15 protein-coding genes are annotated in these 20,566 nt (G+C 70.3%); 11 read left to right on the top strand and 4 right to left on the bottom strand.

From position 1 onward, the window contains the following. Positions 1-49: 49 nt before the first annotated feature. On the bottom strand, positions 50-1,093 hold the full coding sequence (locus BA175_RS18495) for a LacI family DNA-binding transcriptional regulator (RefSeq protein ID WP_069172543.1): 1,044 nt from the start codon (positions 1,091-1,093) through the stop codon (positions 50-52). A gap of 360 nt (positions 1,094-1,453) precedes the next feature. Between BA175_RS18495 and BA175_RS18490 the strand changes: the two genes are divergently transcribed. From BA175_RS18490 to BA175_RS18470, 5 genes are all read left to right on the top strand, one after another. Continuing rightward, positions 1,454-2,725, top strand: a complete 1,272-nt coding sequence (locus BA175_RS18490) for an extracellular solute-binding protein (RefSeq protein ID WP_069172542.1) — start codon at positions 1,454-1,456, stop codon at positions 2,723-2,725. A gap of 21 nt (positions 2,726-2,746) precedes the next feature. Then, positions 2,747-3,763, top strand: coding sequence for a carbohydrate ABC transporter permease (locus BA175_RS18485; RefSeq protein ID WP_069172541.1), 1,017 nt, complete (start codon positions 2,747-2,749; stop codon positions 3,761-3,763). Beyond that, a complete protein-coding gene (locus BA175_RS18480; protein WP_069172540.1) occupies positions 3,760-4,644 on the top strand; it encodes a sugar ABC transporter permease in 885 nt (294 codons plus the stop codon). Before BA175_RS18485 ends, BA175_RS18480 begins: the two co-directional genes overlap by 4 nt. A gap of 107 nt (positions 4,645-4,751) precedes the next feature. Then, positions 4,752-6,428, top strand: a complete 1,677-nt coding sequence (locus tag BA175_RS18475) for a glycoside hydrolase family 13 protein (protein WP_069172539.1) — start codon at positions 4,752-4,754, stop codon at positions 6,426-6,428. Next, positions 6,413-7,471 (top strand): LacI family DNA-binding transcriptional regulator, encoded by a 1,059-nt coding sequence (locus tag BA175_RS18470; protein WP_069172538.1) that lies wholly within the window; start codon positions 6,413-6,415, stop codon positions 7,469-7,471. Before BA175_RS18475 ends, BA175_RS18470 begins: the two co-directional genes overlap by 16 nt. A gap of 94 nt (positions 7,472-7,565) precedes the next feature. On the opposite strand, the gene BA175_RS18465 is transcribed toward BA175_RS18470, so the two are convergent. Both BA175_RS18465 and BA175_RS18460 read right to left on the bottom strand, forming a co-directional pair. Next, complete coding sequence (locus BA175_RS18465; RefSeq protein ID WP_069172537.1) at positions 7,566-7,775, bottom strand: DUF397 domain-containing protein; 210 nt, start codon at positions 7,773-7,775, stop codon at positions 7,566-7,568. Next, positions 7,772-8,653, bottom strand: coding sequence for a helix-turn-helix domain-containing protein (locus BA175_RS18460; RefSeq protein ID WP_069172536.1), 882 nt, complete (start codon positions 8,651-8,653; stop codon positions 7,772-7,774). The genes BA175_RS18465 and BA175_RS18460 overlap by 4 nt, the downstream gene beginning before the upstream one ends. A gap of 164 nt (positions 8,654-8,817) precedes the next feature. Here BA175_RS18460 and BA175_RS18455 point away from each other — a divergent pair, with 164 nt between their 5' ends. The 3 genes from BA175_RS18455 (at position 8,818) to BA175_RS18445 (ending at position 11,006) form a co-directional block, all read left to right on the top strand. Then, a complete protein-coding gene (locus tag BA175_RS18455; protein WP_069172535.1) occupies positions 8,818-9,252 on the top strand; it encodes an ATP-binding protein in 435 nt (144 codons plus the stop codon). Between the two features lie 425 nt (positions 9,253-9,677). Beyond that, entirely contained in the window at positions 9,678-10,637 is a 960-nt protein-coding gene (locus BA175_RS18450; protein WP_069172534.1) for a hypothetical protein, read from the top strand. A gap of 75 nt (positions 10,638-10,712) precedes the next feature. Next, entirely contained in the window at positions 10,713-11,006 is a 294-nt protein-coding gene (locus BA175_RS18445) for a hypothetical protein (protein WP_069173101.1), read from the top strand. A gap of 3 nt (positions 11,007-11,009) precedes the next feature. Here the strand turns inward: BA175_RS18445 and BA175_RS18440 are convergent, their stop codons facing one another. Next, entirely contained in the window at positions 11,010-11,783 is a 774-nt protein-coding gene (locus tag BA175_RS18440; RefSeq protein WP_069173100.1) for an alpha/beta fold hydrolase, read from the bottom strand. 174 nt (positions 11,784-11,957) lie between these two features. Here BA175_RS18440 and BA175_RS18435 point away from each other — a divergent pair, with 174 nt between their 5' ends. The 3 genes from BA175_RS18435 (at position 11,958) to pulA (ending at position 20,435) form a co-directional block, all read left to right on the top strand. After that, a complete protein-coding gene (locus BA175_RS18435; protein WP_069172533.1) occupies positions 11,958-12,731 on the top strand; it encodes a hypothetical protein in 774 nt (257 codons plus the stop codon). 572 nt (positions 12,732-13,303) lie between these two features. Continuing rightward, on the top strand, positions 13,304-15,025 hold the full coding sequence (locus BA175_RS18430; protein ID WP_069172532.1) for a carbohydrate-binding module family 20 domain-containing protein: 1,722 nt from the start codon (positions 13,304-13,306) through the stop codon (positions 15,023-15,025). Positions 15,026-15,122: 97 nt separating this feature from the next. After that, on the top strand, positions 15,123-20,435 hold the full coding sequence (gene pulA / locus BA175_RS18425) for a pullulanase-type alpha-1,6-glucosidase (RefSeq protein WP_069172531.1): 5,313 nt from the start codon (positions 15,123-15,125) through the stop codon (positions 20,433-20,435). Positions 20,436-20,566 lie beyond the last annotated feature (131 nt).

The following is a 20,566-nucleotide window of genomic DNA, read 5'->3' as shown; positions in this document are numbered from 1 at the left end:
CGTGTGCCCGATGATCCTCCGGTCGGGTTCCGGCCGCACGTTCTGTACCTTACCGGCGTGACCCGGGCCCCGGAGACGTGCCCGGTCCGGCGGCCGTCGAGCCGCGCACGACCAGTTCGGGCATGAAGACGAATTCGCTGTGCGGGGCGGGCGTACCGCCGATCTCCTCCAGCAGGGTGCGCACCGCGGCCTGCCCCATGGCAGTCACCGGCTGCCGGATCGTGGTCAGAGGCGGATCGGTGAACGCTATGAGCGGGGAGTCGTCGTACCCGACCACCGAGAGGTCGCGCGGCACGTCCCTCGACAGCCGGCGGGCCGCCCGGATCGCCCCGAGCGCCATCATGTCGCTCGCGCAGACCACCGCCGTGCAGCCGCGCTCCATCAGCGCCGAGGCCGCCGCCTGGCCGCCCTCCAGCGTGTACAGCGAGTGCTGGATCAGCTCCTCCACCGCGTCCGCGCTGAGACCCAGCTGCTCCTGCATCGTGGCGTGGAAGCCCTCGATCTTGCGCAGCACCGGTACGAAGCGCTTGGGGCCGACCGCGAGTCCGATGCGCTGGTGCCCGAGCGCCACCAGGTGCGTCACCGCGAGCCGCATCGCGGCCCGGTCGTCGGGGGAGATGAACGGCGCCTGCACGTGCGGGGAGAAGCCGTTGACCAGCACGAAGGGCACACCCTGGGCACGCAGTTGCTCGTAGCGCTGCATGTCGGCGGAGGTGTCGGCGTGCAGACCCGAGACGAAGATGATGCCCGAGACGCCGCGGTCCACCAGCATCTCGGTGAGCTCGTCCTCCGTGGAGCCCCCGGGTGTCTGGGTCGCCAGCACCGGTGTGTAGCCCTGCCGCGTCAGCGCCTGGCCGATGACCTGGGCGAGGGCGGGGAAGATCGGGTTCTCCAGCTCGGGCGTGATCAGCCCGACGAGTCCGGCGCTGCGCCTGCGCAGCCGCACCGGACGTTCGTAGCCGAGGACGTCGAGTGCCGCCAGGACTGATTCGCGGGTGGCCGCCGCGACACCGGGCTTGCCGTTCAGTACACGGCTGACCGTCGCTTCGCTGACCCCCGCCTGAGTTGCGATATCGGCAAGCCGTGCGGTCATGTGAGTGGACTGTACCGGGCGCCTGTCGGATTGCCCACCACGCGCTGTATCCGTGGCTCACGGTCCGAATCCCGGAGGTCGCCGCAACCCCGGCGGCAACATCTTGCAATGCCTTGCGGGTGCTTCCCGTCCTTGCTCCTCGGATCGTCGTACCGCCGAAAACAGGCGCCTGGCCTGCTGCGGACAGGGTCGCGGGGTCTTCGTCAAGAGGCTTGACGGCAACCTTGAGGACACGCCAATGTAACGATCAGCGGTGCTTGCAGAAATCTTCCGCAAAGTCTTTCGGTCGTCTTTCATCCTTGTTACGTTCACGTCGACCCGGCGCCGCGACGGAGCGGTACGGCAGTTGAAGGAGTTCAGATGCGACGTGGCATAACGGCCACCGCCCTGGTCGCGGCCCTGGCGCTCGCGGCGACCGCCTGCGGCAGCGACGACGAGTCCGGCGGCGGCAAGAGCTCGGGCGAGCTCTCCGGCACGGTGACCTGGTGGGACACCTCGACGGTCGGCAGCGAGGACAAGGTCTTCAAGAAGATCGCCGAGGGCTTCGAGAAGAAGCACCCGAAGGTCGACGTCAAGTACGTCAACGTGCCCTTCGGTGAGGCGCAGAACAAGTTCAAGAACGCCGCCCAGGCCGGCGCCGGCGCCCCCGACGTCATCCGCTCCGAGGTCGCCTGGACCCCCGAGTTCGCGGACCTCGGCTACCTCGCGCCGCTGGACGGCACCTCGGCGCTGAAGGACGAGGGCGACTTCCTGGAGCAGGCCGCCGCCTCGACGAAGTACAACGGCAAGACCTACGCGGTCCCGCAGGTCATCGACTCCATGGGCATCTTCTACAACAAGAAGATCTTCAAGGACGCCGGTGTCGAGGTCCCGAAGAACATCGGTGACCTGAAGACCGTCTCCAAGACGATCAAGGAGAAGACCGGCAAGACCGGCCTCTACCTCCGCGGCGACGACGCCTACTGGTTCCTCTCCTTCCTGTACGGCGAGGGCGGCGACCTGGTCGACGCCTCCTCCAAGACCGTCACGGTGGACAAGCCCGAGGGCGTCAAGGCCTTCAAGACCGTCAAGGACCTCGTCGACTCCGGCGCCGCCAAGACCGACGCCACCGACGGCTGGGAGAACATGCAGTCGTCGTTCAAGGACGGCAAGGTCGCCATGATGATCAACGGCCCGTGGGCCGTCGCCGACACCCTGGCCGGCAAGGAGTTCGCCGACAAGGCGAACCTGGGCATCTCCCCGGTGCCGGCCGGTTCCGCCGGACAGGGCGCCCCGCAGGGCGGCCACAACCTCGGCGTCTACGCGGGCTCCAAGAACCTCGAGGCCTCCTACGCCTTCGTCGAGTACATGACGTCGGTGGAGACCCAGGCGCAGACCGCCGGTGAGCTGAACCTGCTTCCGACCCGCACGTCGGCCTACTCCAAGCAGGCGGCCGTGGACAGCGAGATCGTCCAGTTCTTCAAGCCCGTCGTCGAGACCGCCGTCGAGCGCCCCTGGATCCCGGAGACCGGCAGCCTCTTCGCGCCGCTCGTCACCGAGTACACCAAGGTCCTCACCGGCCAGACCACGCCGGAGAAGGCCGCCTCGGCGACCGGCGACTCCTACCGCAAGCTCCTCAAGGGCTGGAAGTAACTCAGGAAGGCAGGCCGACTGATGGCTGTCCACACCAGCCAGTCGGTGGCGAAGGCCGCGGGCGACGACGTCGCCCGCGGCCCCAGCCGCGGTACTGGTAACCCCCCGCCGCCGAGCAGGCTCCGACGGGCCATGTCGGTGCACTGGTACGCCTGGGCCATGGTCGCCCCGGTCGTGATCGTGATCGGCGTGATCATCGGCTATCCGCTGGTCCGCGGCATCTACCTGTCGCTGACCGACGCCAATGAGCGCAACGTCGCACGGTCCATCGGTGTCAACGAACTGCCCGCCACCTACTCGTTCGTGGGCGTCGACAACTACGTCGACGCGCTGACGGGTACCCAGTTCCTCGGCACGCTCGGCTGGACCCTGGTGTGGACGGTCTCCTGCGTGGGCATCACGTTCTGCCTGGGCATGGGCCTCGCCAACATCCTCAACCGCCGCATCGCCGGACGCTCCGCCTACCGCATGGCCCTCATCCTGCCCTGGGCCATCCCCGGTTTCGTCTCGGTCTTCGCCTGGCGCTTCCTCTACAACGAGGACCGCGGCCTGCTCAACAAGATCCTCGGTGGCGCCGGCATCGACGGCATACCGTGGCTGAACGACCCGACCTGGGCGAAGTTCTCCGTCATCGCCGTCAACGTCTGGCTCGGCGTCCCGTTCATGATGGTCGCCCTGCTCGGCGGGCTGCAGTCGATCCCCTCGGAGCAGTACGAGGCCGCGGAGATGGACGGCGCCACCGCCTGGCAGCGCTTCCGCCACATCACGCTTCCCGGACTGCGCCCGGTGTCCACCACGGTGATCCTGCTCTCCACCATCTGGACCTTCAACATGTTCCCGGTGATCTTCCTGCTGACCCGCGGCGGACCCGGTGAGGCCACCCAGATCCTGGTCACCCAGGCGTACAAATTCTCCTTCGAGATCAGCCCGCGCGACTTCGCGCAGTCCTCCACCTGGGGCGTGCTGATCCTCGTACTCCTGATGCTCTTCGCCATGGTGTACCGGCGAGTGCTCCGCACGCAGGGAGACAACTGGTGACCACCGCAACGGCGACCACCGCCCGCCACAGCGCCCGCAAGCCCAAGGCCCGGCTGCGCGGCGACCGTTCCCCGGCCGCCTCCGTGGCCCTGCACCTCACCCTGTTCATCGCCTCGGTGATCGCGGTCTTCCCGGTGCTGTGGGTCCTGCTCACCTCGCTGAAGCCCGCCAAGTTCGCCACGACGACGGACTTCTTCAGGGAGACGACGTTCGAGAACTACACGAACCTGATCAGGGACACCGAGTTCCTGAGCTGGTTCGGGAACTCCGTCGTCGTCGCGGGGCTCTCCACCGTCATCGGCGTCTTCGTCTCCGCCACCACCGGCTACGCCGTCAGCCGCTTCCGCTTCCCCGGCAAGCGCGGCCTGATGTGGACGCTGCTGATCACCCAGATGTTCCCGGTCGCCGTCCTCATCGTGCCGATCTACAACATCATGTCGAGCATCGGGCTGCTCAACCAGCCGGCCGGCCTCGTGATCACCTACCTCACCATCTCCGTGCCGTTCTGCGCCTGGATGATGAAGGGCTTCTTCGACACGATCCCGCGCGAGATCGACGAGTCGGGACAGGTCGACGGCCTCACCCCGTTCGGCACGTTCTGGCGGCTGATCCTGCCGCTGGCCAAGCCCGGCCTCGCCGTCACCGCCTTCTACTCCTTCATCACCGCCTGGGGCGAGGTGGCGTACGCCTCCGCCTTCATGGTCGGGGACGAGAACCTCACGCTGGCCGGCGGACTGCAGAAGTTCGTCAACCAGTACGGAGCCCAGTGGGGCCCGATGACCGCGGCGTCCGTGCTGATCGCGATCCCGGCCGCCCTGGTCTTCCTGTTCGCGCAGAAGCACCTGGTCACCGGCATGTCCGCCGGAGCCGTCAAGGGCTGACCCGCCCAGGACCCCAGTCCCGCACGACTGAACGCACCCGTCACGGCGGCGCCGGATCCCCGACCCGGTCCCGGCGCCGCTCCCCACCCAGACACCCCAGGGACGACATGACCCAGCACCTCGCTGCCCCCTCCACCGGCACGTCCGACGACACCCCGGGACACCGCACCGGCTGGTGGCAGGACGCGGTGATCTACCAGGTCTATCCGCGCAGCTTCGCCGACGGCAACGGCGACGGCATGGGCGATCTCGCGGGCGTCACCGCGCGCCTCCCGTACCTCAGGGACCTCGGTGTCGACGCCGTCTGGCTCAGCCCCTTCTACGCCTCACCCCAGGCCGACGCCGGCTACGACGTCGCCGACTACCGGGCCATCGATCCGATGTTCGGCACCCTCCTGGACGCCGACGCGCTGATCCGCGAGGCCCACGGCCTGGGCCTGCGCATCATCGTCGACCTGGTGCCCAACCACTCCTCCGACCAGCACGAGTGGTTCAAGCGCGCCCTCGCCGAGGGGCCCGGCAGCCCCCTGCGCGAGCGGTACCACTTCCGCCCCGGCAAGGGTGCCGACGGCGAACTCCCGCCCAACGACTGGGAGTCCATCTTCGGCGGCCCCGCCTGGACGCGGACCACCGACCCGGACGGCACACCCGGCGAGTGGTACCTGCACCTCTTCGCGCCGGAGCAGCCCGACTTCAACTGGGAGCACCCGGCCGTCGCCGACGAGTTCCGCTCCATCCTGCGCTTCTGGCTCGACATGGGCGTCGACGGCTTCCGCGTCGACGTCGCCCACGGCCTCGTCAAGGCCGAGGGCCTGCCCGACCTGGGCGCCCACGACCAGCTGAAGCTGCTGGGCAACGATGTCATGCCGTTCTTCGACCAGGACGGTGTGCACGCGATCTACCGCAGCTGGCGCACCATCCTCGACGAGTACCCCGGCGACCGTATTCTCGTCGCCGAGGCGTGGACGCCCACCGTCGAGCGCACCGCCAACTACGTGCGTCCCGACGAGATGCACCAGGCCTTCAACTTCCAGTACCTCTCCACCGACTGGGACGCCGCCGAGCTGCGCAAGGTCGTCGACTCCTCGCTGGCCGCGATGCGTCCGGTGGGCGCGCCCGCCACCTGGGTGCTCTCCAACCACGACGTCACCCGGCACAGCACCCGCTTCGCCAACCCCCCGGGCCTGGGCACCCAGATCCGGACCGCGGGCGACCGCGAGCTCGGCCTGCGCAGGGCCCGCGCCGCGACCCTGCTGATGCTGGCGCTGCCCGGCTCCGCCTACGTCTACCAGGGCGAGGAGCTCGGCCTGCCGGACGTCACCGACCTGCCCGACGAGGCCCGCCAGGACCCGTCGTTCTTCCGCGCCGAGGGCCAGGACGGCTTCCGCGACGGCTGCCGGGTGCCGATCCCGTGGACCCGCGAGGGCAGCTCGTACGGCTTCGGTGACGGCGGCAGCTGGCTGCCGCAGCCCGCGGGCTGGGGCGAGATGTCCGTCGAGGCGCAGACCGGCAGCGACGGTTCCACCCTGGAGCTGTACCGCGCGGCGATCGCCGCCCGCCGCGAGCACCTCGGCCTCGGGGCCGGCACGGACGTGGAGTGGCTGGACGCCCCCGAGGGCGTGCTCGCCCTCGGCCGCCCCGGCTTCGTCTGCACCGTCAACACGACCGGCGCACCGGTACGGATGGCCGTCCCCGGCACTCCGCTGATCGCCAGCACCCCGGTCACCGCCGACGGCGACACCTTCGAGCTGCCCGCCGACACCACGGTGTGGTGGACGGTGTGACCGTCCCCGCACCCAGGACGGGACCGGCGCTGCGGCTCTCCGACATCGCCGGGCAGGCCTCGGTCAGCGAGGCCACCGTCAGCCGGGTGCTCAACGGGAAGCCGGGCGTCGCGGACACCACGCGCCAGCGGGTGCTCGCGGCGCTCGACATCCTCGGCTACGAACGTCCCGTACGGCTGCGGCAGCGCAGCGCCGGGCTGATCGGACTGGTGACCCCCGAGCTCACCAACCCGATCTTCCCGGCGTTCGCGCAGTCCGTGGAGCAGGTGCTCGCCGGGCACGGCTACACGCCCGTGCTCTGCACCCAGCTGCCCGGCGGCGCCACCGAGGACGAGCTCGTCGAACAGCTCGTCGAGCGGGGCGTCGGCGGGATCGTCTTCCTCTCCGGGCTGCACGCCGACACCTCGGCGGACCCGGCGCGGTACGCCGCCCTCACCGACCGCGGCGTCCCGTTCGTCCTGATCAACGGCTACAACGAGCGCATCAGCGCCCCGTTCGTCTCGCCCGACGACACGGCCGCCGTCCGCATGGCCGTCGGGCACCTCGCCGAGCTCGGCCACCGGCGGATCGGTCTGGCGATCGGGCCGCAGCGCTACGTGCCCTCGCGCCGCAAGCGGGACGGCTTCGTCGAGGCGGCCGTCTCCGTCCTGGGCATGTCCCGGGAGGAAGCCGAACTCATGGTCTGCTCGACGCTGTTCGGCGTGGAGGGCGGCCAGGTTGCGGCGGGCGACCTGCTCGACCGGGGCTGCACCGGCATCGTCTGCGGCAGCGACCTGATGGCGCTGGGCGTCGTCCGGACGGCCCGGGGCCGAGGGCTGGACGTCCCGCGCGACGTCTCCGTCGTGGGCTTCGACGACTCCCAGCTCATCGCCTTCACCGACCCGCCGCTGACCACGGTCCGCCAGCCGGTCCAGGCGATGGCGGCGGCGGCGGTGGGGGCACTGCTGGAGGAGATCGGCGGCAGCCCCGTCCAGCGCACGGAGTACGTGTTCCAGCCGGAGCTGGTGGTGCGCGGCTCCACGGCGGCGGTGCGGGGCGCCTGAGCCGGCGTGGCAGGGAAGGCGACGGGCCGGGTCCGGAGGGGGGATCCGGCCCTTTCGGCCGTCACATCGCCCCGTACTGCCGGTCACCCCGTCGTCAGCTCTCCGAGGCGTACGTGACGAAGGCTTCCCAGGTCGTGGGCGTGAAGCCGAGGTGGGGACCGGGGACGTTCTTGGAGTCGCGGACTTGCACCGCGCCGCGGGTGGTGGCGACCTCGACGCAGTCGGCCTCGCTGCTGTTGCTGCTGTAGCTGCTCTTGTACCACTTCAGTTCGTGATCGCCCTCGGCGGGCAGCTTGCTGATCATGTTTCTCCCAGAAGGTGCTCGATGAAGGCCAGCGACTCCCGAGGGGGGAGCGCCTGCGCCCGGATCATGCCATACCGCAGCTCAAGGATTCGAAGCTGTTTCGGGTCGGATACCGCCCGGCCGGTGAACGCCCCTTCCGAGCGTCCGAGAGCCGTTCCGTCCTTGAACTTCAGCACCTGCGTCTCTCCCTGCATTCCAGCGTGTTCCTCGCGGGCGATCGGCATGACCTGGATGGAGACTTGCCGCAACTGTCCGATGGACAAGAGGCGTTCGAGCTGGCGGCGTAGAACCATTGTGCCCCCGAGCGGGCGCCTCAGGGTTGCTTCCTCCTGTACGAAACTGAGAGCGGGAGCCGGAGTGCGCTCGAAGATCGCCTGCCTGGCCATCCGCGCGGCGACTGCGTGCTCGATCGCATCGGGCTCGTATGCCGGCAGTCGCATCTCGAAGAGCGCTCGCGCGTACTCGGCGGTCTGCAACAGGCCGTGCAGGTTGTGGTCCCCGTAGGCCATGAGCTCGACGGCCCGAGCCTCCACCCTCGCCAGGTCCCGTACCTTCTTCGGGTACCGGACCTCCGCCAACTCCCGCTTCAGCAGAGCCAGCTTGCCGTCGGCCCCCAGCACCTCGTCCGCCCTGTCCAGGAACTCCGGGCGGGGGATGCGGCGCCCGCCCTCCACCTTGTAGACCAGGTCCTCCCCGTATCCGATCGCGGCCCCGAACTCCCCGGCACGCAGACCTGCCGCCTCCCGCCAGGCCTTGATCTGGCGACCCACCGTCGCGGCCATGGCGACGCCCGACTCGTCATCGGGATCGACCTCCCAGCCGGGCTCGTCGGCTCCGCCGTCGTCACCGCGTGCCGCGACGACCTCATCCACGCTCATCCGTACCCCACTTCCCACGCGCCTGCCGTTCCCGTACCAACCGCTGTCCTTGCCGGCCAGTCACCCCGGACAGCCGGGACAGCATCGGACAGGGGCGGGACAATCACCGTACGTAACCGCCCGATTGCTTCTCACGGTACGCAGGAGGGGTCACGCTGAGGGACGTGACCCAAGAAATCACCCGAACCGAACATTCCGCTCCCACCCGGCAGTTCACCGTTCTGCTCTCGCCCACCCGTCGGGGCGCCAGGCTCGCCCGCCTGCTCACCACGGCGCACCTGGGGGACTGGGGACTGCCCACGGAGCCCGCCGCGCACATCGTGGCCGAGCTTGCCGCGAACGCCGTCCTGCACGGCCGGGTGCCGGGGCGGGACTTCCGGCTGCGCCTCTCGGTCCACCGCGATGCCGTCCTCCGGATCGAGGTGACCGACGCCCGGGGCGAACGGTTGCCTCCGTCGCCCGGAACCGTCGTGGCGGCCGGTGACGGCGAGTCGGGACACGGTCTGCTGATCGTGGAGGCGCTCGCGGACCGCTGGGGGATCGACGTCGGGCCGGCCTCACGCAAGGCGGTCTGGGCCGAACTCGCCCTCGCACGGTGAGGGCCGCCACCTGGCCGCTGGGGCATCAGTCCTCCGCGCTCCACTCGCCGTCAGGCATATTTCGTCACTCATTCAGGTGACTTAGAGCAACTAAGCCGGATATCACATGGGTTGTCGGGCATATGATTGCCCCGACTTCCACGGAGACGAGACGCGCCGCCGGGGCGGACCTTCCGGCCGAGGGTCCCTGAGGGCGAGACACGCAGAGCCGCCGCCCTGAACGAGTGGGACGTGGCAGCTCGGCTGTGTCCCCGTTTCCCGCCCGGCACCCGGGATCACGCATCACCCGCCGCCCGTCCCGTCCGGTCGTCATTCCGCCCTCGACTGCGACCGCCGTCGCTACACCTTCCGCCCGCGGCATTGCGGCCACTGCCGTGACCGCCGCACCGACCTGTCCACAGCAGCCTGATTCCGATGGGAAACCCATGGTCAGCGCACCGCACGAAGCGATGCACCGCATCTTCCAGAAAGACCCGGGCCTGTTCTCCCGGCTTCCCGAAGTCCTCGGGCTCGAGATTCCGCCCCCGGTGTCGGCAGAGCCTCTGACGGTCGACCTCACCGAGAACGAGCCGCTCGAACGGCGTGTCGACACCCTCCTGCGGATCGAGACGCGGAACGACGGGCCCTACCTCCTCGTCGTCGAGGCCCAGGGCAAGAAGGACCCCGGAAAGACAGCCAGCTGGCCGTACTACGTCACGTATCTCAACAACAAGTACCGGCTGCCCGTCCTGCTCCTCGTGATCTGCCAGGACCACGCCACCGCCGCGTGGGCCGCCCGCCCCCTCACCATCGGCCTGCCGCAATGGCCGACCGTCACGACCCGCCCTCTGGTGGCGGGCCCCCACAACATGCCCGTCATCACCGACGTGGCCGAAGCGCGCAAGGACCTCGCGCTCGCCGCACTCTCGGCGATCACACACGCTGACAATCCGGACGTCGATGCGATACTGAAGACGATGTCGGCCGCTCTGCGCGACACACCGGAATCGATCGCCGAACCCTTCGTCGAACTCATCGCACAAGGCCTGGGCAACCGCCCGGCCGCACAACAGTGGAGGAACCTGGTGGCCGTGGATCTCTCCTTCTACACCTCGCCGCTCTCCGAAGAAATCCGGGACGAAGGCCGCGCGCAGGGCCGTGAACAGGGCCTGGCGCAGGGCCTCGTGCAGGGCCTGGCGCAGGGCCGCGTGCAGGGCACCGCGCAGGGCCGCGCCGAGGATCTCCTGCTCACCCTCGAGGTGCGTGGCATCGGCATCACCGATGCCATCCGGGAGAAGGTCACCACCTGCGGCGACCCCGAACTCCTCCGCCGGTGGCTGGCTCGCGCACTCGTAGCCACCACGGCCGAGGAGGTCTTCGGCGAGGAGACCTCCGCCGATCGGTGACGAGTCGTGCCGGTGCCGGTCGCCCTGCGTGGCGTACCGGTGCCGGCCCCGCCCGCACAACAGCAGAGGAACCTGGTGGCCGATCTCTCCTTCTACATCTCGCCCCTCTCCGAGGAAATCCGGGAAGAAGGCCGCGCGCAGGGCCGCATGGAGGGCCGCGCGCAGGCCTGCTTGGAGGGCCGCGCGCAGGCCCGCGCCGAGAGCATTCTGTTCATCCTCGGTGCGCGCGGTGTCGACGTCCCGGACGCCACCCGCGAGAAGGTCACCACCTGCGGCGACCCGGAACTCATGCGCCAGTGGCTCAGGCGCGCGGTCCTCGCCACCACTGCCGAGGAGATCTTCGGCGATGACGAGCCCGTCGGCCGCTGATCCTCAGCCGTCCGCCGAGAGCGCGGCGGCAGTCTCCCGGGCGAACGCGTCCGGGTTGTCCAGCATGATGTTGTGCCCGCAGTCCGGGACCGGGACCACGCGCACACCGGCTTCGGTGAGCGCCTCGGTCCCGGCGGGCGCACCGTCGGCCTGCGGGTACAGGAACGTCCGCGGGATGCTCAGCTCCAGCAGCAGCTCACGCATCGTGGGCGTGGTCCCGCGGGTCAGGTGCACGGCGCTGCGGTGGAGGGCCTCCAGGCCGGCCAGGCGCATCGTGGACCACCAGTGGGGACCCGCCAGGTCGCGGATCCGCTGCCAGCCGCCCGCCAGGAACTCGGGCTCGGAGAGCGCGGCGATCCCGCTGCTGCCCGGAGCTCCCGGCACCGGTGTCAGAGGATCGAGGTTCGCGTCCACCAGGACCAGGCGCGACACCAGTCGGGGGTGACGGGCCGCCAGGACGACGGCGACGGAACCACCCATACTGTGCGCCACCAGCTCCGCGCCGGTGACGCCCGCGTCCGTCAGGGCCGAGACCAGCGCGTCGGCGTGAGATGCGAGGCGGTAGTCGAAATCGGTCGGCCGGTCACTGATGCCGTGGCCCAGAAGGTCGACGAGCAAGGACCTGCGGCCGGTGAGCAGCGGGTGCGCGGCGGCTTGCGCGAAGTAGGCGGGGGAGGTGGCACCGAGGCCGTGCACGTAGACACGGGCAGGCTCCTGCCCGGGCACCTCCACCCAGCGGATCCGGTCTCCCCCCGGGGTGACGGTGGCGTCGCGCACTCTGTACTCCTCGGTCTCCTCGCTGTACGGCACGAGCGTAACCGGCCACCTCGGAGGGCCCGGTCGCACCCGCCTGCACGGTGACTCCGCCCCCGGCGACGCGGTGCGCCGGCTACCGGTAACGTTGCGCTCTTCGGTCGGCGCGACCTTCCGGAGTCACGAAGGCGGCAGCGCATGCCCATTCCCGTACCGCGCCCGGACCGGACTCCGGCACGACCGCGCCTCGACGCCGCGCTGCACGACCTCGCCGTCACCTTCGGCGGGATGACGGCCGTCCCGGACGAGGCCAACTGCGAGTGCCACTGGGGCAGCGCCGAGGACCTCGAGCAGCTCAAGACACCCGATGTCGAACTCGACCCCGACCTCCTGCGGCGTGCCTGGCAGGCGGTCGACTGGCGCGACCACGGTGCCGTGCTGCGCCGCATTCTTCCTCAGTTCGCGACAGCTCTCGTCGGGAGCCGGGTGGATCCGCTCTTCGACATGGGGGACGTCGGCCAGTCCTTCGGGCGGGGCCGGTGGCAGCGGTGGCCCGAGGATCAGGCCGCCGCCGTGTGGGAGTTCCTGCACGCCTGGTGGGCCGACAGTCTCACCGCGCCCGACGCCGCCGTGCCGGCGTACGAGGTCTTCGCGGCGTGCGCCGAGGCCTCGGGCACGGTGGCCCCCTGGCTCGCCGTATGGGGTGCGACGGATCACCCGACGGCCGACCGGCGGCTGGTGGAGGCTGTGGACCACTGGGAGTACGACCTGCTGGGTGACGAACTCCCGTGGTACGCCTGGGAACACGACAAGGAGAGGGTCGGCGGGCTGAGCACCTGGCTGGCCCGCCACGCCCCCGCGCGCCTGACGTCCGCAGGCGCCTCCGAAGAACTGCACCACGCCGTCCGGCTCCTCGGCCTCACCGGCCCGGCCCGCTGGGAAGACCCCCACTGGCCGGGCCACACCTACTGAGCTGCCGCCGGCCGACCGTCCGCGGACGCCGGACGCTGACCGGCCGTACCGGTGAGGACGGGGACGTCAGCCGCGTGACATGAGGCCGGATCCCGCCCGTCTTCTCACGGCGTCGAGTGGCCGAACAGCGGGTGGCCGAGCGGTATGTGCCCGGCGACCGGGCGAGGGTGGCCCGCCCAGGAGAGGTCCGGAGGTCGGCCCAGGGTGGGCCGGCGGGGAAGCGACGTCCGGACCTCTCCGTGGCGTGACCGGCCCGGCCGGCCGGGCGCGTGGGGCCCGGCGTGCCGGACCCCCGGCCGGCCGGACCGGAGTCGGGATGAACGTAACAGCACCGCAATATCTTGCGTAAGTCCTTGCAGGGAGAAATCTGCGAGATTTCGCGGATGTGATCGGGATGTTATCGCGTCATGTCCAGGGGGTTGACCGGGGCAGGTCAGGCTCGTACCGTCGCTGCGCATCGAGGTTTTGCATTCTTGCTGCAAGAACCTTCATGAGCCTTGACGGCACGGCGCGTTGCCAGGTGAGGCTGCTCCGCCACCCCCCGCACTTTCCCCCACGCAGGAGGAACAGACATGGCACGCAGATCCCTGTCCGCCACGCTCGCCATGGCCACGGGCGCCGCCGTCCTGGCCGTCCCCACCGGGCTCGGCGCCGCGGGAACCGCCCAGGCCGCGCCGCCCGGCGAGAAGGACGTCACGGCCGTGATGTTCGAGTGGAAGTTCGCCTCCGTCGCCAAGGCCTGTACGGACAGCCTCGGCCCGGCCGGTTACGGCTTCGTCCAGGTCTCGCCGCCCCAGGAGCACATCCAGGGCGGCCAGTGGTGGACCTCGTACCAGCCCGTCAGCTACAAGATCGCCGGCCGCCTCGGTGACCGTGCTGCTTTCGCGAACATGGTCAGCACGTGCCACGGCGCCGGCGTGAAGGTCATCGCCGACTCGGTCATCAACCACATGTCGGCCGGATCCGGCACCGGCACCGGGGGCTCCTCCTACACGAAGTACGACTACCCGGGCACCTACTCGGTCAGCGACATGAACGACTGCCAGGCGCAGATCAGCAACTACGGTGACCGCGCCAACGTCCAGAACTGCGAACTCGTCGGCCTCGCCGACCTGGACACCGGCGAGGAGTACGTGCGCGGCCGGATAGCCGGCTACCTCAACGACCTGCTCTCCCTCGGCGTCGACGGCTTCCGCATCGACGCCGCCAAGCACATGCCGGCAGCCGACCTCGCGAACATCAAGTCCCGGCTGAGCAACCCGGGTGTGTACTGGAAGCACGAGGCGATCTACGGGGCGGGCGAAGCCGTCTCGCCCTCCGAGTACCTCGGGAGCGGTGACGTCCAGGAGTTCCGCTACGGACGCGGTCTCAAGCAGGTCTTCAACGGCGGGAACCTCGCGAGCCTCAAGAACTTCGGCGAGGGCTGGGGCTTCATGGAGTCGGGGAAGTCGGCGGTCTTCGTCGACAACCACGACACCGAGCGCGGCGGCGACACCCTGAACTACAAGGACGGCTCCAACTACACCCTGGCGAGCGTCTTCATGCTGGCCTACCCCTACGGCTCCCCGGACGTCCACTCCGGCTACGAGTGGTCCGACAAGGACGCCGGCCCGCCCAACGGCGGCCAGGTGAACGCCTGTTACACCGACGGCTGGAAGTGCCAGCACGCCTGGCGCGAGATCTCCTCCATGGTCGGCTTCCGCAACGCCGCCCGGGGCCAGGCCGTCTCGAACTGGTGGGACAACGGCGGCAGCCAGATCGCCTTCGGCCGGGGCTCCAAGGCGTACGTCGCCATCAACCGCGCCGGCTCCTCGCTGACCCGTACGTTCCAGACGGCACTGCCCGCCGGTGACTACTGCGACGTCCAGTCCGGCAAGGGCGTCACCGTCAACGGCTCGGGACAGTTCACCGCCACCGTCGGCGCCGGCACCGCCGTCGCCCTGCACGCCGGCGCCCGGACCTGCACGGGCGGCGGTACGACCCCCGACCCCGGCACCTCCTCCGGCGCCTCCTTCGGCGTCAACGCCACCACGCAGCCCGGCCAGAACATCTACGTCACCGGGAACCAGGCCGCGCTCGGCAACTGGGCGCCGGGCAACGCGCTGAAGCTCGACCCCGCCGCCTACCCCGTCTGGAAGCTCGACGTGGCCCTGCCCGCGGGGACCTCCTTCGAGTACAAGTACCTCCGCAAGGACGCGGGCGGCAACGTCACCTGGGAGAGCGGCGCCAACCGCACCGGGACCGTGCCGTCCTCCGGAAAGATCGCGCTGACCAGCGACGTCTGGCGCAGCTGACGACACACCACCGTGTGGGCCGGGGACGCGAGGGACGCGTCCCCGGCCCACACCGCTCCACACCGCCAGATCCCCGAAAGCCGAGGAGAACCAGCCCGTGCCCCGAACCACCCTCCGGCGGGGAGCCGTCGCCGCCCTGTGCGCGGCGCTGCTGCCCGTCGTCCCGGCGGCCACAGCGGCCGCCGCGCCCAGACCTCCGGCCCCGCCCTCGGACGCGAAGCTCGCCAGGGAGCCGGCCAGGCACGACCTGACCCGTGAGCAGTTCTACTTCGTGCTGCCCGACCGGTTCGCCGACGGCGACACCTCCAACAACCGGGGCGGCCTGACCGGTTCGCGGTCGCAGACCGGCTACGACCCCACGGACAAGGGCTTCTACCAGGGTGGCGACCTCAAGGGCCTCACTCAGCGGCTCGACTACATCAAGGGCCTCGGCACCACCGCGATCTGGCTCGCGCCGATCTTCAAGAACCGCCCCGTCCAGGGAACCGGGGAGAACGCGTCGGCCGGCTACCACGGGTACTGGATCACCGACTTCACTCAGGTCGACCCGCACTTCGGCACCAACGCCGACCTGTCGAAGCTGATCGACAAGGCCCACGGCAAGGGCATGAAGGTCTTCTTCGACGTCATCACCAACCACACCGCCGACACCGTCGACTACGCCGAGAAGAAGTACGGCTACAAGCCCAAGGGCGCCTTCCCGTACCTCGACGAGAACGGCCGGCCGTTCGACGACAGCGTGGGCATGGCGGAGGTGGACAGCGGCTCGTTCCCGTACACCCCCGTCAGTACGGGGAAGAAGGTTCCCGCCTGGCTCAACGACCCCACGATGTACCACAACCGCGGCGACTCGACCTACGCCGGCGAGTCCACCGAGTACGGCGACTTCTCCGGCCTCGACGACCTGTGGACCGAACGCCCCGAGGTCGTCTCCGGCATGGAGAAGATCTACGAGAAGTGGGTCCGCGACTTCGGCATCGACGGCTTCCGCATCGACACCGTCAAACACGTCGACCTCGACTTCTGGACGCAGTGGGCCACCACCCTGGACGCCTACGCCGCCAGGCACGGCCGCGACGACTTCTTCATGTTCGGCGAGGTCTACTCCGCCGACACCGCGATCACCTCGCCCTACGTGACCCGGGGCCGGCTCGACGCCACACTCGACTTCCCCTTCCAGGAAGCCGCCCGCCAGTACGCCTCCCAGGGGGCGCCCGCCTCGAAGCTCGCGGCCGTCTACGGTGACGACTACCGCTACACCACCGACAAGGCCAACGCCTACGAGCAGGTGACCTTCCTCGGCAACCACGACATGGGCCGGATCGGCACCTTCCTGAAGCAGGACAACCCGAAGGCCGGCGACGCCGAACTCCTCGCCCGCGCCCGCCTCGCCAACGAGCTGATGTTCCTCGGCCGCGGCAACCCGGTGATCTACTACGGCGACGAGCAGGGCTACACCGGGGCCGGCGGCGACAAGGACGCCCGCCAGCCGCTCTTCGCCTCGAAGACCGCCGACTACCTCGACGACGACCAGCTCGGCACCGACCGCACGCACGCCGTCGACGCGTACGACACGGAGCACCCGCTCTACCGCTCCATCGCGGCCCTCTCCGCACTCACCGCGGACCACCCGGCCCTGCGTGACGGCGTGCAGACCGAGCGCTACGCCAAGGACTCCGTCTACGCCTTCTCGCGTACGGACCCGAAGCGCCCGCACGAGTACCTCGTCGCCGCCAACAACTCCGCGCAGGAGCGGACCGTCGAGCTGGCCACCGAGTCCGCCGGCACGAACTTCCGCACCCTGTACGGCGGTTCCGGCAGCGTCCGCAGCGGCGCCGACCGCACGGTCAGGGTCACCGTGCCCGCGCTCTCCAGCATCGTGCTCCGCGCCGCCACGCCGCTCGGCACCCCGGCCACCGAGCCGTCGCTCACCCTGAAGGCCCCGGCGGCCGGAGCCACCGGCACCGTCGAACTCACCGCCGACGTGGACGGCGGCGGACTCGACCGCGTCGTCTTCGCCGCCCAGACCGGCAACGGGAAGTGGCGCACCCTCGGCTCCGCCGACCACGCCCCGTACAAGGTCACCCAGCACCTGGACGACTCCGTGGCGGCCGGCACCGCGCTGCGCTACAAGGCCGTCGTCGTCGACCGGGCCGGACGCACCGCGAGCGCCCTCGCCTCCACGACCGCGGGCCAGGCCCCGCCGGCCCCCAGGCCCGTCGCCGTCGAACGCGACCACGCCCTCGTCCACTACCGGCGCGCGGACGGCGACTACGCGGGCTGGCAGCTGAAGTCCGGCGGGAGGAGCGCCGACTTCATCGGCAGGGACGCCTACGGCGCCTTCGCCTGGATCGACCTCGACGAGGGTGCCTCCGGCGTCCCGTACACGGTCGAGAAGGCCGGCACCGCCGACGGCCCCCAGCGCACCATCGACCTCGCGAGGACCGGTCAGGTCTGGATCGAGCAGGGCAAGGACGGCCAGGCCACCGAGGCCCCGGAAGGCGCCGAGCCGCCGCAGGACACGTCGAAGGCCGTCCTGCACTACCACCGGGCCGACGGGAACTACGACGGCTGGGGCCTGCACACCTGGACCGGCGCCGCGTCGCCCACGGACTGGGCGAAGCCGCTGCAGCCGGTGAGGACCGACGCCTACGGCGCCACCTTCGAGGTCCCGCTCACCGACGGCGCCACCTCGCTCAGCTACATCCTCCACAAGGGGGACGAGAAGGATCTGCCCAGCGACCAGTCCCTGGACCTCGCCACCTATGGGCACGAGGTCTGGATGCTCGGCGGGAAGCCCGGCTACCTGCTGCCGCAGGCGGGCGGTGTACCCACCCCCGACCTGACCAAGGCCGAGGCCCAGTGGATCGACGCGGACACCGTCGTCTGGAAGGTGAAGGCCACCGACGCCACCAGCCAGCAGCTCGTCTACGCGAAGGACGGCGGCATCTCCGTCGTGGACGGCGCCCTGTCCGACGAGGGGCAGTGGCTCCGGCTCGGCACCACGCAGCTCACCGCCGCCCAGAAGGCGAAGTACCCGCATCTCCGTGACTACCCGGCGTTCACCGTCGACCCCCGGGACCGGGACCGGGTCCGCGCCTCCCTGCGCGGCCAGCTGATCGCCACCCAGCGCGCCGCCAACGGCGCCCTGCTCGCCGCCACCGGCGTGCAGATCGCCGGTGTGCTGGACGACCTGTACGGGTCGAAGGCCGCCGGCGCGGCCCTCGGACCGGTCTTCCGCCACGGCAGGCCCACCCTCTCCGTCTGGGCGCCCACCGCGCGTACCGTCTCGCTCGAACTCGGCGGGAAGACCCTCCCGATGCGCCGCGACGACCGCACGGGCGTCTGGTCGGCCACCGGCGACCGGAGCTGGAACGGCAAGCCCTACCGGTTCCAGGTCGACGTCTGGGCGCCCACCGTCGGGAAGATGGTCACCAACAAGGTCACCGACCCCTACTCCACCGCCCTGACCGCCGACTCGGCCCGCAGTCTCGTCGTCGATCTCGACGACCCGAAGCTGGAGCCGCGCGGCTGGTCCCGACTGAAGAAGCCGGCCGCCGTGCCGCTGCGCGACGCGCAGATCCAGGAACTGCACATCCGCGACTTCTCGATCGCGGACAGCACCTCCGGACACCCGGGGGAGTACCTCGCCTTCACCGACACCCGTTCCGACGGCATGAAGCACCTCAGGAAGCTGGCGGACTCCGGCACGGGCTACGTCCACCTGCTGCCCGCCTTCGACATCGGGACGATCCCGGAGAAGAAGTCCGACCAGCAGAAGCCGGCCTGCGACCTGTCCGTGTACGCCCCCGACTCCGATGAGCAGCAGGCCTGCGTGGCGAAGGCGGCCGGCAAGGACGCCTTCAACTGGGGCTACGACCCGCTGCACTACACGGTTCCCGAGGGCTCCTACGCCTCCGACCCCGAGGGCACGAAGCGCACCGTCGAGTTCCGGCAGATGGTCCAGGGGCTCAACGGGGCGGGCCTGCGGACCGTCATGGACGTCGTCTACAACCACACCGTCGCCTCCGGCCAGGACGGCAGGTCCGTCCTCGACCGGATCGTCCCCGGCTACTACCAGCGGCTGCTGGAGGACGGCACCGTCGCCACCTCCACCTGCTGCGCCAACACGGCGCCCGAGAACACCATGATGGGCAAGCTCGTCGTGGACTCGGTCGTCACCTGGGCCAAGGAGTACAAGGTCGACGGCTTCCGCTTCGACCTGATGGGACACCACCCCAAGGCCAACATCCTCGCGGTCCGCACGGCACTGGACGAGCTGACCCTCGCCGAGGACGGCGTCGACGGCAAGAAGATCATCCTGTACGGCGAGGGCTGGAACTTCGGTGAGATCGCCGACGACGCCCGTTTCGTCCAGGCCACCCAGAAGAACATGGCCGGCACCGGCATCGCCACCTTCTCCGACCGGGCCCGCGACGCCGTGCGCGGCGGCGGCCCCTTCGACGAGGACCCCCGCGTCCAGGGCTTCGCCTCCGGCCTCTACACCGACCCCAACACCTCGCCCGCCAACGGCACCGAGGCCGAGCAGAAGGCCCGGCTGCTCCACTACCAGGACCTGATCAAGGTCGGTCTCACCGGCAATCTCGCCGACTACACCTTCACCGACAGCCTGGGCCGTACGGTCAAAGGATCGGCCGTCGACTACAACGGCGCCCCCGCCGGATACGCGGCCGCACCCGGCGACGCACTGGCGTACGCGGACGCCCACGACAACGAGTCCCTGTACGACGCCCTCGCCTTCAAGCTGCCCGCCGGCACCCCGGCGGCGGACCGGGCCCGTATGCAGGTACTCGCGATGGCCACAGCGGCCCTCTCGCAGGGACCCTCGCTCTCCCAGGCAGGCTCCGACCTGCTGCGCTCCAAGTCCCTCGACCGCAACTCCTACGACAGCGGTGACTGGTTCAACGCGCTGCACTGGGACTGCCGCGACGGCAACGGCTTCGGCCGCGGGCTGCCGCCCGCCGCCGACAACCAGGCCAAGTGGTCCTACGGCAAGCCGCTGCTCACCGCACCGGCCCTCACCCCCGGGTGCGCCGACATCACCGGCGCGTCCGCCGCGTACCAGGACCTGCTCACCATCCGGACCGGCGAGAAGGACTTCTCGCTCGGCACGGCGGAACAGGTCCAGCAAGCCCTGTCCTTCCCGCTCTCGGGCACGAAGGAGACACCGGGGGTCATCACGATGCGCCTGGGCAAGCTGGTGGTGGTCATGAACGCCACCCCGCGGGCCGAGAGCCAGCGCGTCCCGGAGCTGGCGGGTACGGCGTACGCGCTGCACCCCGTGCAGGCCGCGGGATCCGACCCGGTCGTGCGGAAGGCGTCCTACGACACGGCCACGGGCGGCTTCACCGTCCCGGGCCGCACGGTCGCCGTCTTCAGCCGGCGCTGAGGCACCGCCCGCCGGCCGGCCCCGGCTCCACGCCCCCACCCGGGGCCGGAGCCGGGGCCGGCCGGTCCGTACCGCGGGACTCCCTTGTGCGGCCGGTGCCGATCACGTAAAGCTGGGCCGCGACACCCGAC

It is taken from the genome of Streptomyces griseus, assembly GCF_001715295.1.
GTDB lineage: Bacteria > Actinomycetota > Actinomycetes > Streptomycetales > Streptomycetaceae > Streptomyces > Streptomyces griseus_G.
Note: the sequence above shows the minus strand (reverse complement) of the source record. Positions and strands in the feature narration are given on the sequence as shown.